The organism is Micromonospora sp. WMMA1998, assembly GCF_027497375.1.
Lineage (GTDB): Bacteria > Actinomycetota > Actinomycetes > Mycobacteriales > Micromonosporaceae > Micromonospora > Micromonospora sediminicola.
This window is the reverse complement of sequence record NZ_CP114911.1, coordinates 3143945-3159533: the sequence shown is the minus strand read 5'-3', so window position 1 is coordinate 3159533 and position 15589 is coordinate 3143945. Positions and strand designations below refer to the sequence as shown.

Below are 15589 nucleotides of genomic sequence, written 5' to 3'. Positions count from 1 at the left end.
CCATCGATGAAACGTCTGACGGAGGAGGAAGGTTGCTCCGGAACCGCAGAAAACTGGCCGCGTTCGGCCTCGCCCTGGGGCTGACGTTCGGTCTGCCCGTACCCGCACAGGCCGCCCCGACCGGCGCGCCCGCGCCGACCCGGGCGCCCGGCCACCCGGTCACCGTCACGCTGATCACCGGCGACCAGGTCACCGTCGCGGCCGGCGGTCGCGCCGCGGTCCGCCCCGGCGCCGGCCGTAGCGGCCTCCAGTTCCTGGTCGGACGCGACCGCGACCGCCTCACCGTACTGCCCCAGGACGCGCTGCCGCTGGTCCGGTCCGGCCGGCTCGACAAGCGCCTGTTCGACGTCACCGGGCTGATCGAGGCCGGATACGACGACGCCCGCCGCGACACCGTGCCGCTGCTGGTGTCGTACCGGCCGGGGGTGGCCCGGCGGGCGACGACGCCGCTCGCCGGCACCCGGGTGACCCGGGACCTGCCGGCGATCGGCGGCGCCGCGGTCGTCGCGACCAAGCGCGACGCCCGCGCGCTCTGGGACGCGGTCGGCGCCGACCGGTCCGGTGCGCGGTTCGACGCGGCGGGGGGTGTCGACCGGATCTGGCTGGACGGCCGACGGCGGGTGACGCTGGACCACAGCGTGCCGCAGATCGGCGCGCCGGCCGCCTGGGCCGCCGGATGGACCGGCAAGGGCGTCAAGGTCGCCGTGCTCGACACCGGCGTCGACCTCACCCACCCGGACCTGGCCGGCAAGGTCGCCGAGGCGCGCAACTTCAGCGAGGAGGCGAATCCCGACGACATCGTCGGCCACGGCACCCACGTCGCCTCGACCATCGCCGGCAGCGGGGCCGCCTCCGGCGGGAAGTACCGGGGTGTGGCGCCGGACGCGACGCTGCTCTCCGGCAAGGTCTGCGAGGTCTTCGGCTGCACCGAGTCGGCGATCCTGGCCGGTATGCAGTGGGCCGCGGCCGAGCAGCACGCCACCGTGGTCAACATGAGCCTGAGCGGCCCCGACAGCCCGGAGGTGGACCCGTTGGAGCAGGCGGTCGAGTCGCTCACCGCGCAGACCGGCACGCTCTTCGTCACCGCCGCCGGCAACGACGGCGTCGACGGCTCGGTCGGCTCGCCGGCCAGCGCCGACGCGGCGCTCGCGGTCGGCGCGGTGGACCGGAACGACGACCTGGCCGACTTCTCCAGCCGCGGCCCCCGGGTGGGCGACGGGGCGATCAAGCCGGACCTCACCGCGCCGGGCGTGGAGATCGTCGCCGCCCGGGCCGCCAACGGGCAGATCGGCGACCCGGTGGGGGACCGGTACGTCTCCCTCTCCGGCACCTCGATGGCGACCCCGCACGTGGCCGGCGCGGTGGCGCTGATCGCCCAGCAGCACCCCGGCTGGACGGCGGGCCGCTACAAGGCGACGCTGATGGCCTCGGCGCGGCCGCACCCCGACCAGACCGCATACCAGCAGGGCGCCGGCCGGGTCGACGTGGCCCACGCGATCACCGAGCGGGTGACCAGCGAACCGGCCTCGGTCTCGTTCGGCGTCGCGGCCTGGCCGCACACCGACGACCAGCCGATCAGCCGGACGGTCACCTACCGCAACGACGGGCCGGCGCCGCTGACCCTCGACCTGGCCACCACGTTCGCCGGTCCCGGCGGCCGGTCCGCGCCGGCCGGGATGATCACCCTCAGCACCTCCCGGCTCACCGTCCCGGCGGGCGGCGCCGGGCAGGTCACGGTCGTCGTGGACACGCGGCTCGGCGGCGTCGACGGCTACTGGACCGGCCGGCTGACCGCCCGGTCCGGCGACACCGTCGCGGTGACGCCGCTCGCGGTGAACCGCGAGGTGGAGAGCTACGACCTGACCCTCACGCACCGCAACCGCGGTGGCGCCCTGACCGGCGACCACTACACCAGCCTGCTCGGTCTCGACGACGGCAGCTACCGGGACGTGTACGACGCCGACGGCGAGGCCAGGGTCCGGGTGCCCAAGGGCCGTTACGGGGTGCAGAGCCTGCTCTTCGTGGACGGCGACCAGGGCTGGTCGGAAGTCTCCATGCTGGCGCAGCCGGAACTGGTGGTGCACGGCGACCAGCGGCTCGTTCTCGACGCCCGACGGGCGAAGCCGGTCCGCACCACCGTGCCGCAACGCGGCGCGGCCCCGCTGCTGATCGACTTCACCGCCGCGTGGGGGTTCGGCGACTACTACGCCAGCTTCGGGCTCTGGACCGACCGCTTCGACGGCCTCTACTCGGCCCAGCTCGGCCGCGCCGTGTCCGACAAGGTCTTCGTCGGCTCGCTGACCAGCCAGTGGCTCGAACCGACCGCGCCGGAGCGCAGCCCGTACTTCTACGGGTTGAGCGACCTGTTCCCCGGCCGCTTCCCGACCGGGTTCACGCGGCACTACCGGGCGGCCGACCTGGCCCACGTCACCAGCCGGTTCGCGAACGGGTACGCGGGTCTGGAGAACGAACGGATCGTCTACCCGGAGCCCGACTACAACATGGGCGGTTCGGCGATCGTCGTGCCCGTCCAGGTGCCGGGCAAGCGAATCGAGCACCTCAGCACGGTCCGGACCCGCTGGAACTTCGAGCTGGACCTCGGCCGGCGGGACCCGGACGGCTGGCTCGAGACGCAGGCGGTGCTGGAGTCCGGGCCGACGCGCTACCGAGCCGGCCACGCCTACCGGGAGGACTGGAACAACGCGCCGTACGGCCCGTCGTTCCCGCAGCCGCGCTGGCCCGAGCAGGGCATCACCCGAACCCGGGACACGATCGTGGTCTCGCTGCCGGTGCACAGCGACGCGGCCGGGCACGGCGGCGGGTCGCTGAACGACACCGAACGGACCGCGCTCTACCGCAACGGCAGGCTGGTCGGCGAGTCGCCCTACCCCGGGTACGGCGACTTCGAGGTGCCGCCCGGCGCCGCGAACTACCGGGTGGAGACCAGCGCGACGCGGTCCTTCACCGACCTGAGCACCGAGGTGTCGGCGAGTTGGACGTTCCGCTCGAAGCGGGTGCCGGGTGAGGCGCCGGCGCGGCTGCCGGCCATGGCGGTCCGGTTCACCCCGCCGCTCGCGGTGGACGGCACCGCGCCGGCCGGCCGCACGTTCACCGTCCCGGTGGCGGTGCAGCGCCAGCCCGGCGCGCCGTCGGGCAAGGTCACGGCGCTCACCGTCGACGTCTCCTACGACGGTGGGAAGACCTGGCGGAAGGCGGCCCTGAAGAAGCAGGGCGGCGGCTGGACGGCCACCGTCCGGCACCCGGCCGGGCCGGGCTACGTGTCGCTACGGGCCTCGGCCCGCGACGACGCCGGCAACACGGTGACCCAGCGGATCATCCAGGCGTACCGCCTGCGGTGAGCCGGACCGTCCGGGTCCGCGGCGGTGCCGTCGCGGACCCGGACTCCGAACCTCAGTCGTTGGCGTGCAGCGCGGCGTTCAGTTCGATGCCCCGGCCGGTACGCGGCTTCGCCTCCAGCGCACCGGTCACCGAGTTGCGCCAGAACAGCAGCCCGTCGACGCCGGACAGCTCGCGGGCCTTGACCACCCGCCCGTCCGGCAGGGTGATCTTCGAGGCGGCCGTGATGTAGCAACCCGCCTCCACCACACAGTCGTCGCCGAGCGTGATGCCGACACCGGCGTTCGCACCGACCAGGCTGCGCTCGCCGATGCGCACCTTCTCCGTGCCGCCGCCGGAGAGCGTCCCCATGATCGAGGCGCCACCGCCGATGTCCGAGCCGTCGCCGACCACCACGCCCTGCACGATCCGACCCTCCACCATCGAGGTGCCCAGCGTGCCGGCGTTGAAGTTGACGAAGCCCTCGTGCATGACGGTGGTGCCGGCGGCCAGGTGCGCGCCGAGCCGGACCCGGTCCGCGTCGGCGATCCGCACCCCGGCGGGCACCACGTAGTCGGTCATCCGGGGGAACTTGTCGACCCCGTGGACGGCCAGGTGGCGGCCGGCGGCCCGCTCGATCACGCGCAGCTCGTCCACCCGCTCCGGCGGGCACGGCCCCGCCGAGGTCCAGGCCACGTTGGCCAGCTTGCCGAAGATGCCGTCGAGGTTCAGCTCGTTGGGCCGCACCAGGCGGTGGGAGAGCAGGTGCAACCGCAGGTACGCGTCGGCGGCGTCCTTGATCGGGTCGTCCAGCGAGCCGATCACCGTGGTCACCTCGACCGTGCGCAACCCGGGGAGCGCCCGCTCGCCGATGGCGCCCGGAGGCAGGTCGAGCACGTCGGCCTGGTCCTCCCCGGGCACCAGCGGGAGCTCGCCGAGACCCAGCTTGCCGGTCGGGTACCAGGTGTCGAGCACCTGGTCGTCGGCGGTCACGGTGGCCAGGCCGATGCCCCACGCGGATGGTGCGGACGTCACGATGTCACCCTCTCGTCAAGGCGGCGGCGTCCGCCGCTGCTCGCGGCCGCGGGCGCGGAACGTGCGCCTCGCGCCCACCGAGGATGACGGTACCGTGCGAGACATGCAGAACCCGTTGACCCCCGAGGTCCTGGCCGATCCGGTGGCGCTCACCCGTGCCCTGGTCGACATCGAGTCGGTCTCCCTCAACGAGAAGGCGATCGCCGACTGCGTCGAGGAGGTGCTGCGGGGCGTACCGCACCTGACCACCTACCGGCACTCGAACACCGTGATGGCCCGCACCGACCTGGGCCGGGCCCAGCGCGTGGTGCTCGCCGGCCACCTGGACACCGTCCCGCTCAACGGCAACTTCCCGTCGACCATGCGCGGCGACCTGATGTACGGCTGCGGCACCTCCGACATGAAGTCCGGGGTGGCGTTCGCGCTGCACCTGGCGGTGACGCTGCCCGACCCGCGCTACGACGTCACCTACTTCTTCTACGAGGCCGAGGAGATCGAGTCGCGCTACAACGGCCTCACCCTGGTCGGGCAGACCCACCCCGAGTGGCTGCAGGCCGACTTCGCGGTGCTGCTGGAGCCCACGTACGGCATCGTCGAGGCGGGCTGCCAGGGCACGATGCGGGCGATCGTCACCACGCACGGCGAGCGGGCCCACGCGGCACGGTCCTGGCACGGGGTGAACGCCATCCACGGCGCCGGGGAGGTGCTGCGCCGGCTGACCGCGTACGAGGGGCGCCGGGTGACCATCGAGGGCTGCGACTACCGCGAGGGCCTCAACGCGGTGCGGATCACCGGTGGCGTGGCCGGCAACGTGATCCCCGACCACTGCGAGATCGAGATCAACTACCGGTACGCGCCGGACCGCGACCCGGCGGCGGCCGAGGCGCACCTGCGCGAGGTCTTCGTCGGCTTCGACCTGGCGGTCACCGACGCGGCGGCCGGGGCCGCCCCGGGGCTGGAGAGCCCGGCGGCGCAGGAGTTCCTGGCGGCGGTCGGCGCCGCGCCGATCGGCAAGCTGGGCTGGACGGACGTGGCCCGCTTCGCGGCCATGGGCATCCCGGCGCTGAACTTCGGCCCCGGCGACCCGAACCTGGCCCACCACAAGGACGAGCACGTCGAGCTGACCAAGATCCGGGACGGCGCGGCCACCCTGCACCGCTGGCTCGCCCCGGCCTGACGTACGCGATCCGGGGCCCGCGCGTCGGCGCGGGCCCCGGACCGTCAGACGGTCGTGGTCAGCGGCGCGTCCGCCTCGCCGGCGTCACCGGCGAGATCGGAGCGGTGGGCCTCCATCATCCGGGTGCGGCGGCGCTCGGCCACCACGTCCCGGATCCGTCGCTGCATCTGCCGGCGGATCCGGATCATCTCGCTGTTGCTGATCAACGCTGGCTCCTCCCCCGAAGGCGCGTCGCCCGGGCATACCGGGTATGTGAATAGTAAGACGTACGGGCGACCGAATTAGTTGCCCGTGATCGCAAAGAATTTCTCGGGCTCGTCGGCCTCCGCGCCGCGCCGCCGGCGCTCCACTACGGTGGCCCCATGAGCGAGAGCAGCGGGAGGCCGGCTGAGCGGGGGTCGCGAGGGGAGCGGCACCGGGGAGCGGTCACGTTGCGCAACCGGGCCATCCCGACCAGCACCGCGGACCAGCGGCTGCTCGACTCCCGGGGGCGCAGCGACTGGAAGACCAAGGACGCCTGGCGGGCGCTGCGGATCCTGTCCGAGTTCGTCGAGGGGTTCGACACCCTCGCCGACCTGCCGCCCGCGGTCAGCGTTTTCGGCTCGGCGCGGAGCAAGCCGGACAGCCCGGAGTGCCGGCTGGCCGAGGAGCTGGGCGGTGCGCTGGCCCGGGCCGGCTACGCGGTGATCACCGGCGGCGGTCCGGGCGTGATGGAGGCCGCCAACCGGGGCGCCGGCGAGGCGGGCGGTCTCTCCGTCGGGCTCGGCATCGAGCTGCCGTTCGAGCAGGGCCTCAACGACTGGGTCGACCTGGCCATCGACTTCCGCTACTTCTTCGCCCGCAAGACCATGTTCGTCAAGTACGCCCAGGCGTTCGTGGTGCTGCCCGGCGGCTTCGGCACGATGGACGAGCTGTTCGAGGCGCTGACCCTGGTGCAGACCGGCAAGGTGACCCGGTTCCCGGTCGTGCTGATGGGAGCCGACTACTGGCGCGGCCTGCTCGACTGGCTGCGCGACAGCATGGCCGCCGAGGGCAAGATCGGCCCGAGCGACCTGGACCTGATCTGCGTCACCGACGACGTCAACGAGGCGGTCCGCCACATCGTCGAGGCCGAGGCGGTGCTCTCGGCCGAGCAGGAGGCGGTCCGCGAGGAGGCCGTGGCCCGGGTGGCCGCCGACCAGCGCGCCGCCGCCGACGCCGCCCCCGAGGGTCCGGCGGGGCAGCCCTGACATGGCCAACGTCTGCGTGTTCTGCGCGTCCTCCCGTACCCTCGACGACCGCTGGCTGGCGCTGGCCACCGAGACCGGCGCGGAGCTGGCCCGGCGCGGCCACACGCTGGTCAGCGGCGGCGGCTGCGTCGGCATGATGGGCGCCGTGACGGACGGCGCGCGCGCCGCCGGCGGTCGCACGGTCGGCGTCATCCCGCAGTCCCTGGTCGACCTGGAGGTCGCCGACCTGGCCGCCGACGAGCTGCTGGTCACCGACGGCATGGCCAGCCGCAAGACGCTGATGGTCGACAAGTCGGACGCGTTCGTCACGCTCCCCGGCGGCCTGGGCACGCTCGACGAGCTGTTCGAGGTCTGGACCACCGCCACCCTCGCCCTGCACACGAAGCCGATGGTGCTGGTCGACGCCGACGGGTTCTACCGGCCGCTGCTCGACTGGCTGGGTTCGCTGGCCGACCGCCACTTCCTCAAGCCGGCCGGCATGGACCTGCTGATGGTCGCGGACAGCGTGCCCGCCGCCCTCGACCTGATCGACGCCCGCCTCACCTAGCCGCCCTCCCCGCGCCGTCGTGGGTGTGCGTGCCCGGCGCCGTCCCCGGCTCGCGCCGGCCTGCTCTACGCCGTCCCGGGCTCGTGCCCGTCCCGCCTCGTCCTCGGCGCGTGCCACTGCCCCGCCCACGCCGCGCCGTCCTCGGCGGTCCTGTCCGCTCCCGGGCCGTCCCCCGTTGACACCCATACCGTTCCACTCACCCCCACCGAAGCGGGCCGGTGGAACGTCATGGGTGTCTGCGGTCCCGTTTGACACCCATACCGTTCCACTCACGGCGTGCGGGCGGCCCGGGTGGAACGTCATGGGTGTCTGCGGGCCCGCCGGTGGGGTCGGGATTCCGCTGCGGGCGGGCTTCGCACGGGGTTCGAGGGACTATTCGGGGTGCGGGCGACCGGCGCCCGGGGCGCGCCGGGCCCACTGCCGGCCCGTGTGCCAACCGTTCCCGATACCCGGGTGAGCTGCGGCGCGTGGGGTGGCGTCGGTTTCCGGGTGTCGTACCGGCGTGGTGGGATGTCGGGTGATGCAGGCGTACCGGTTGGTGCGCCGGCCCGGCGACGCGGGGGCGGGGGTCACCCACGACGCCGGGGCGGGGCAGGGGGTGAGCCGGTCCGACGGGCCGGCCGTGACGCAGCCGCGATCCGGGGGGTCGACGGGCGATGCCGCACACCCCGGGACCGGGACCGGGGCCGAGACGGGTTCGGCCGGAGGCGGCCGCCGGCGGGTCGATCCGGTGCAGGCCGAGGTCGTCGCGCACACCGACGGGCCGATGCTGGTCGTGGGCGGTCCCGGCACCGGGAAGACCGCCACCCTGGTCGAGGCGGTGGCCGCGCGGGTGGCCGAGGGCGTCGATCCGGAACGCGTCCTGGTGCTCACGTTCGGTCGGCGCGCCGCCACCGAGCTGCGCCACCGGATCGAGGCGCGGATCGCCGGCGACGGGCACCAGGTGCTGCGCGAGCCGCTGGTCCGGACCTTCCCGGCGTACGCCTTCGGGCTGCTCCGCCGGGCCGCCGCCGAGCGCGGTGAACCCTCGCCCCGGCTGCTCACCGGCCCGGAGCAGGACCTGATCATCCGGGAGCTGCTCGACGTGGTCGGCGAGGAGCCGGACGACGACGACCCGGTCGGCTGGCCGGAGGACCTGCGCCCCGCGCTGCGGACCCGGGCGTTCGCCCAGCAGCTCCGCGACCTGCTGATGCGGGCCGCGGAACGCGGCGTCGGCCCGGTCGAGCTGGCCCGGCTGGGCGAGAAGCTGGGCCGCGCCGACTGGCCGGCCGCCGCGCGCTTCCTGCGGGAGTACGTCGCCGTCCTCGCGCTGCGCGACGTGAGCAACCGGGGCTCGGTCGCGTACGACCCGGCGGAGCTGGTGCGGGCGGCCACCGGGATGCTGCTCGACGACCCGGAGCTGCTCGCCGCCGAGCGTCGCCGGCTGGCCCACGTCTACGTGGACGAGCTGGCCGACACCGACCCGGCCCAGCTCGACCTGCTCGCCGTGGTGGCCGGCGGCGGCGCGCCCCTGGTCGCCTTCGCCGACCCCGACTCGTCCACGTACGCCTTCCGGGGCGCGGACCCGGCCGGGGTCATCACGTTCCCGCACCGCTTCCGGACCGCCTCCGGCGCACCGGCCGCCCAGGTCACGCTGACCACCTCCCACCGGGCCGGGCCGGAGCTGCTGGCGGCCACCGCCCGGCTGGCCCGCCGGCTGCGCGGCCCGGCGGCGCACCGGCGGCTGCGCCCGCTCCCGGACGCCCCGGCCGGCGCGGTCGAGGTACGCACGTTCCGCTCGGCCACCAGCGAGTCGGCCTGGCTGGCCCACGCGTTGCGCGAGGCGCACCTGCTCGACGGCGTGCCCTGGTCGCGGATGGCGGTGCTGGTCCGGTCGACCGGCCGGCAACTGCCGTCGCTGCGCCGGGCCCTGCACACCGCCGGCGTGCCCACCGTCGTGCACGGCGAGGACCTGCCGCTGCACCTCCAGCCGGCGGTGGCCCCGCTGCTGCTCCTGCTGCGGTGCGCGCTCGAACCCGACCGGCTGGACGAGGAGGCGGCGGTCGCGTTGCTGCACTCGCCGCTGGGCGGGGCGGACCCGTTGGCCGAGCGGCGGCTGCGCCAGGGGTTGCGGGCGCTGGCGCTGGCCGGGGGCGACCGCCGTCCCTCGGGCGAGCTGCTGGTGGAGGCGCTGCGCGACCCGGCCGAGCTGGCCGCGATCGAGCGGCGCTGGGCGGCGCCCGCGCAGGCCGTGGCCCACCTGCTGGCGACCGCCCGGGAGGCCGCCGGCACCCCCGGCGCCACCGCCGAGGACGTGCTCTGGGCGGTGTGGCGGGAGAGCGGGCTGGCCGAGCGCTGGGCCGGGCAGATCACGCGGGGGCGGGCGGCCACCGGTGAGCACGAGACCGCCCAGCGCTGGCGGGCCGAGGCGGCCGACCGCGACCTGGACGCGGTGCTGGTGCTCTTCGACGCGGCGGCCCGGTTCACCGACCGCCTGCCCGGCGCGCGCACCGAGGTCTTCCTCGACCACGTGCTCGGGCAGGAGCTGCCGGCGGACACGCTGGCCGCCTCGGCCGACCGGGGCGAGGCGGTACGCCTGCTCACCGCGCACGCCGCGAAGGGCCTGGAGTGGGACCTGGTCGCCGTCGCCGGGGTGCAGGAGGGCGTCTGGCCGGACCTGCGGCTGCGCGGCAGCCTGCTCGGCTCGGAGCGTCTGGTCGACGTGCTCGCCGGCCGCGCCGACGGGGCCGGCCTGCGGGCCAGCCTGGTCGGGCAGACGTCGGCGTTGCTGGACGAGGAGCGGCGGCTGTTCCACGTCGCGGTCAGCCGGGCCCGGCGCCGGCTCCTGGTCACCGCGGTCGCCTCCGCGGCGGTCGGCGGCGACGACCACGAGGAGCAGCCCAGCCGGTTCCTGCACGAGCTGGCCGCGACCGACCCGCCCGCCACCGGCGCGGGCGGCACCACCTCGCCGAGCCCCCACGGCGGCGGCCCCAACGGCGACGGCCCGAACGCCGCGGGCCCGGCGGGCGGGCGACCAGGTGCCGCCGTGCGGAACGGCGACGGCCCGGACGGCGAGCGACCTGACGCCGCGACGCCGAACGGTGGCGGCCCGGCGGGCGCAAGCGGCACCCGTGGCCCGGGACAGCAGCCGGACGGGCCGGTGCCGCACGGCGACGAGCAGCCGCAGGACGCGACGCCCGGCGTGCTCCCGGTGACGTTGCCGCCGCGCGGGCTCACCCTGTCCGCGTTGGTGGCGGAGCTGCGTACCGCGGTCACCGACCCGGGGGCGCCGACCACCCGGCGGCACGCGGCGGCGGGCGAGCTGGCCCGGTTGGCCGCCGCCGGGGTGCCCGGCGCGCACCCGGAGGACTGGTGGGGGCTGCGCGGGCTCTCCGACGACCGGCCGCTGGTCGACGAGGGCGAGCCGGTGCGGGTGACGCCGTCGGCCATGGAGAGCGCGTTGCGGTGCAGCCTGCGCTGGCTGTTGGAGCGGCACGGCGGCAGCGGGCCGGCCAGCGCCGCGCAGGGCGTCGGCAACCTGGTCCACGCCGCCGCGATGCTGGCCGAGGACGCCAGCGTCGACCGGGAGGCGCTGCTGGAGTACGTGGCCGCCCGGTTCGACGCGATCGAGCTGGCCGCCCGGTGGATGGCCGGGCCGGAGCGACAGCGCGCCGAGGCGATGGTCGACAAGTTGCTGCGCTGGCTGGCCGGCAACCCGCGCCGGCTGCTCGCCATCGAGCACGAGTTCGCGGTCCGCCTCGACGACCCGTCCCGCCCGGTCGAGCTGACCGGCCGGGTCGACCGGCTGGAGGTCGACGCCGAGGGGCGGCTCGTGGTGATCGACCTGAAGACCGGCAAGTCGACGGCGGTCACCGAGCGGGAGGTCGCCGAGCATCCGCAGCTCGGGGCATACCAGGCGGCCGTGGAGGCGGGCGGGTTCGCGGAGTTCGGCGGGGAGTCCGGCGGAGCCGCGCTGGTGCAGCTCGGCACCGGCGCCCGGGACGCCAAGGAGCAGGCCCAGGCCGCGGCCGGCGAAGGACCCGAGGCCGGTTGGGCGACCGCGTTGGTCCGCCGCACCGCCGACACGATGGCCGCGTCGACATTCGCCGCGGTGGCCAACTCCAAGTGCCGGGTCTGCCCGGTACGCACCAGCTGCCCGGTCTCCGGCCAGGGCCGCCAGGTGGTCGAACCCCCACCGGAGAGCCAGCCGTGAGCGCAGCCCCGAGGTCGCGAACGAGGACCGGACCATGACGATCCAGCCGGCGCTGTTCGGCGCCGCCGGCACCCCCGCGCCCCGGGCCGCCGACGCCGGCCCGCGGTACACCCCGGTCGAGCTGGCCCGGCTGCTCCGGCTGCCGGCGCCCACCCGCGAGCAGGCGGCGATCATCGCGGCGCCGGTGGAACCGCTGCTGGTGGTCGCCGGCGCCGGTTCGGGCAAGACCGAGACGATGGCCGCCCGGGTGGTCTGGCTGGTCGCCAACTCCTACGTCCGCCCCGAGCACATCCTCGGGCTCACCTTCACCCGCAAGGCGGCCGGCGAGCTGGCGCACCGGGTGCGGACCCGGCTCGACCAGCTCGTCCGCCGGCTGGGCCGGCAGGGGCGGGACCCGCAGGACGACCCGCTCGCGGGCGAGCCGACCGTCTCCACCTACCACTCGTACGCCGGGCGGATCGTCACCGAGCACGGGCTGCGGGCCGGGTACGAGCCGACCACCCGGCTGCTCACCGAGGCGTCCCGCTGGCAGCTGGTCGACCTGCTGGTGCGCAACTACGACGGCGACATGTCCGAGGTGGACCGGATGCCGTCCACCATCACCGACGCGGTGCTCGCCCTCGCCGGCGAGCTGGACGAGCACCTGGTCGACCCGGACGAGCTGGCGGCCTGGACCGGCCGGTTCTTCGCCGAGGTGCAGTCGCGTCCCGGGCGGGTCTACGCCGACGTGCGCAAGGCGCTCCAGCTCCAGCAGACCCGGCTGAAGCTGTTGCCGCTGGTGCGCGCGTACGCCCGGCGCAAGGACGACTTCGAGGCGATGGACTTCGCCGACCAGCTGGCCCGGGCGGCCCGGGTGGCCCGCGACCACCCCGGCGTCGGCGTGATCGAGCGGGACCGGTTCCGGGTGGTGCTGCTCGACGAGTACCAGGACACCAGCCACGCCCAGGTGGTGCTGCTCAACGCGCTGTTCGGCGGCGGCCACCCGGTGACCGCGGTGGGCGACCCCTGCCAGTCCATCTACGGCTGGCGCGGGGCCAGCGCCGGCACGCTCGACCGGTTCCCCGGCGAGTTCGCCCGCGCCGACGGCACGCCCGCCGCCGTGCTCGGCCTCACCACGAGCTGGCGCAACCGGCCGGAGATCCTCGCGGTCGCCAACGCGCTCTCGGTGCCGTTGCGGGCCGCCGGCGCGCGGGTGCCGGAGCTGCACGCCGCGCTCAGCGTCCGCGACCCGATCCCGCACCGCACGCCGGGCGGGCAGGCCGCCGGCACCGTGCACTGCGCGCTCCTGGAGACGTACGCCGACGAGGCCGACTGGATCGCGGACAGCGTGTTGGCGGCCTGGCGGGGCGCGGCCGCGATGCCGGGCGCGCTGCCGGAACACATCCCGGCCGACCGCCGGCCGACCACGGCGGTGCTGGTGCGGCTGCGCAGCCAGATCCCGGCGATCGAGGCGGCGCTGCGGGCCCGCGGGCTGCCGGTCGACGTGGTCGGCCTGGGTGGGCTGCTGGACACCCCGGAGGTACGGGACGTGGTCTGCACCCTGCGGGTGCTCGCCGACCCGACCGACGGGGCGGCGCTGCTGCGCCTGCTCACCGGCGCGCGCTGGCGGATCGGCCCGCGTGACCTGGTGGCCCTGCACCGGCGGGCCCGCGCGATCGCCCGGAGTCGCCGGGAGTTGACCGGCGACGACGGGCCGGAGATCACCGTGGACGCGCTGGACGAGGCGACGCTGGTCGAGGCGCTGGCCGACCTGGGGCCCGCGCAGGCGTACTCGGCGGAGGGCTTCGCCCGGCTGCGGTCGTACGGGATGGAGCTGGCGCTGCTGCGCTACCGGCTGGACCAGTCGCTGCCGGAGCTGATCGCGGACATCGAGCGCACGATCGGGCTGGACGTCGAGGTGGCGGTCCGGGCCGGCCGGGACGGCGCCGGCGACGCCGGGCTGGCCCGGGCCCACCTGGACGCGCTGGGCGACGTCGCGGCCCGGTTCAGCGGTGAGACGCCCGGCGCGACGCTCGCCGGTTTCCTCGCCTACCTGACCGCCGCCGAGGACGAGGAGCGCGGGCTGGCGCCGGGCGAGGTCGAGGTGGTGGCGGGCGCCGTGCAGGTGCTCACCGCGCACGCGGCGAAGGGCCTGGAGTGGGACGTGGTGGCGGTCGCCGGGCTGACCCGGGGGGTGTGGCCGGGGCCGGTGCGCAACTCCGACCACTGGCTGGGCGGCCTCGGCGTGCTGCCCTTCCCGCTGCGCGGCGACGCGGACGGGCTGCCCGAGCTGGGCCTGCCGGATGCGGCGGACCAGCGCGGCGTGGCCCGGGCGGTGACCGACTTCACCGACGCCTGGCGGGCGCACGACGAGCGGGAGGAGCGCCGGCTGGCGTACGTGGCGGTGACCCGGCCCCGCCGGCTGCTGCTCTGTTCCGGCTACTGGTGGGGTGAGGGGACGAAGCGGTTCCGTGGCCCGTCGGTGTTCCTCCGCGAGATCTACGACGTCGGCCTGGCCGGGGTCGACGGGCACGTGGTCGACGCCTGGGCGCCGGAGCCGGCCGGGGACGCGGTCAACCCGACCACGGAGACGGTGCTGCGCGCCGAGTGGCCGGCGGACCCGCTCGGCGCCCGGCGGCCGGCGCTCACCGACGCGGCGGCGCTGGTCCGCCGTCACCTCGCCGACCCGGAGGCGGCCCGCCGCGAGGCGGCAGCGCTGGCCACGGTCGGTCCGGTCGCCACCCCGGTGGCCCCGCGGGAACCGGCGGCCCCGCCCGCCCCGGCGTCCGGCCTGCCCGCCCCGGCGTCCGCCCCGCCCGCCCCGGCGTCCGGCCTGCCCGCCCCGGCGGGTGACGATCCGGAGGTGGCCCGCTGGCGACGCGAGGCCGACCTGCTGCTCGCCGAGCGGGCCGAGCTGGCCCGCCGGGCCGAGGCGGTCGAGGTCGAGCTGCCCGCCCAGCTCTCGGTGACCCAGCTGGTGGCGTTGCGTCGCGACCCGGAGGCGCTGGCCCGTACGCTGCGCCGGCCGATGCCGAGCGAACCCAACCCGTACGCCCGGCGTGGCACCGCCTTCCACGCCTGGCTGGAGCAGCGCTTCGGCGCCGACCGCCTGCTGGACGTCGACGAGCTGCCCGGCGCGGCCGACGACGACGCCGCCCCGGACGAGGCGCTCGCCGAGCTGCAGGAGCGCTTCCTGGCCAGCGAGTGGGCCGAGCGGGTGCCGCTGGAGGTCGAGGTGCCGTTCGCCACGGTGATCGCCGGTGTGGTGGTCCGGGGTCGGATGGACGCCGTCTTCGCCCGCCCGGGCGGGCGCTACGACGTGGTCGACTGGAAGACCGGCCGGCAGCCCGTCGGCCGGGAGGCGGACGCCGCGGCGGTGCAACTGGCGGTCTACCGGCTGGCCTGGGCCGAACTGGCCGGGGTGCCGGTCGACCGGGTCGGCGCCGCCTTCCACTACGTCCGGGACTCCGCCACGGTCCGCCCGACCGATCTGCTCGACGCCGCGGGCCTGACCGCGCTGGTCGCCGACGTCCCGGAATTTTCCCGGTGATCTCCCCAGCGGCCGAGATCCGTGATACGTTGTCCGGGTTGCAGTTTTGGTTTCCAGAGACTCTGTGTGCGCCTGGCGGATTGTGGCCCCAGGCGCTCTTTGTTGTGTCCGGAGTTCTCCGGGCGGGGCGACCAGCAGCGACAGGCACGCCGTGCGACCATCGCGCGGTGGGCTCCTCTCCGGCCCGCAACACGTGCGGGCCGACCGTTCCGTCAAGGAGACGAAACACATGGCAATTGGCACCGTCAAGTGGTTCAACGCTGACAAGGGCTTCGGCTTCATCACCCCGGACGACGGCGGCGCCGACGTCTTCGCCCACTTCTCGGCGATCCAGACCTCCGGCTACCGGAGCCTGGACGAGAACCAGCGGGTCGAGTTCGAGGTGACCCAGGGCCAGAAGGGCCCGCAGGCGGAGAACATCCGTCCGCTCTGATCTTCGGATCAACCGGCACCACCACCGCGCCCCGTCGGGCGTGGTGCACGGGCCGGCCCGCCGCGCCGCCCTCCCGTACGCGGGACGTGGCGCGCCGAGGCGGGCCGGCCC

The 15589-nt window shown here is 75.5% G+C and carries 9 protein-coding genes; 7 read left to right on the top strand and 2 right to left on the bottom strand.

The window, feature by feature from the left end; translation table 11 throughout:
* The first annotated feature begins 32 nt into the window (after nt 1–32).
* Nucleotides 33–3359, top strand: a complete 3327-nt coding sequence (locus tag O7600_RS14065; RefSeq protein WP_281593981.1) for a S8 family serine peptidase — start codon at nt 33–35, stop codon at nt 3357–3359.
* A 52-nt stretch (nt 3360–3411) separates the two neighbouring features.
* Here the strand turns inward: O7600_RS14065 and dapD are convergent, their stop codons facing one another.
* A complete protein-coding gene (gene dapD, locus O7600_RS14060) occupies nt 3412–4371 on the bottom strand; it encodes a 2,3,4,5-tetrahydropyridine-2,6-dicarboxylate N-succinyltransferase (RefSeq protein ID WP_098747225.1) in 960 nt (319 codons plus the stop codon).
* A gap of 103 nt (nt 4372–4474) precedes the next feature.
* Here dapD and dapE point away from each other — a divergent pair, with 103 nt between their 5' ends.
* Nucleotides 4475–5548: a succinyl-diaminopimelate desuccinylase gene (dapE, locus tag O7600_RS14055; protein ID WP_098747223.1), complete on the top strand. Its 1074-nt coding sequence runs from the start codon at nt 4475–4477 to the stop codon at nt 5546–5548.
* A 44-nt stretch (nt 5549–5592) separates the two neighbouring features.
* Here dapE and O7600_RS14050 read toward each other — a convergent pair whose 3' ends face one another.
* Complete coding sequence (locus O7600_RS14050; protein ID WP_172967923.1) at nt 5593–5754, bottom strand: hypothetical protein; 162 nt, start codon at nt 5752–5754, stop codon at nt 5593–5595.
* Between the two features lie 156 nt (nt 5755–5910).
* On the opposite strand from O7600_RS14050, the gene O7600_RS14045 reads away from it, so the two are divergent.
* The 5 genes from O7600_RS14045 (at nt 5911) to O7600_RS14025 (ending at nt 15478) form a co-directional block, all read left to right on the top strand.
* Complete coding sequence (locus tag O7600_RS14045) at nt 5911–6777, top strand: TIGR00730 family Rossman fold protein (protein WP_281593980.1); 867 nt, start codon at nt 5911–5913, stop codon at nt 6775–6777.
* A gap of 1 nt (nt 6778) precedes the next feature.
* Nucleotides 6779–7324, top strand: coding sequence for a TIGR00730 family Rossman fold protein (locus tag O7600_RS14040; RefSeq protein WP_281593979.1), 546 nt, complete (start codon nt 6779–6781; stop codon nt 7322–7324).
* A gap of 520 nt (nt 7325–7844) precedes the next feature.
* The gene (locus O7600_RS14035; protein ID WP_281594159.1) at nt 7845–11516 is read left to right on the top strand and encodes a PD-(D/E)XK nuclease family protein; all 3672 of its coding nucleotides are present in this window, start codon (nt 7845–7847) and stop codon (nt 11514–11516) included.
* Between the two features lie 34 nt (nt 11517–11550).
* Nucleotides 11551–15045 (top strand): UvrD-helicase domain-containing protein, encoded by a 3495-nt coding sequence (locus O7600_RS14030; RefSeq protein WP_281593978.1) that lies wholly within the window; start codon nt 11551–11553, stop codon nt 15043–15045.
* 229 nt (nt 15046–15274) lie between these two features.
* On the top strand, nt 15275–15478 hold the full coding sequence (locus O7600_RS14025) for a cold-shock protein (RefSeq protein WP_013288421.1): 204 nt from the start codon (nt 15275–15277) through the stop codon (nt 15476–15478).
* The last annotated feature ends 111 nt before the right edge of the window (nt 15479–15589 follow it).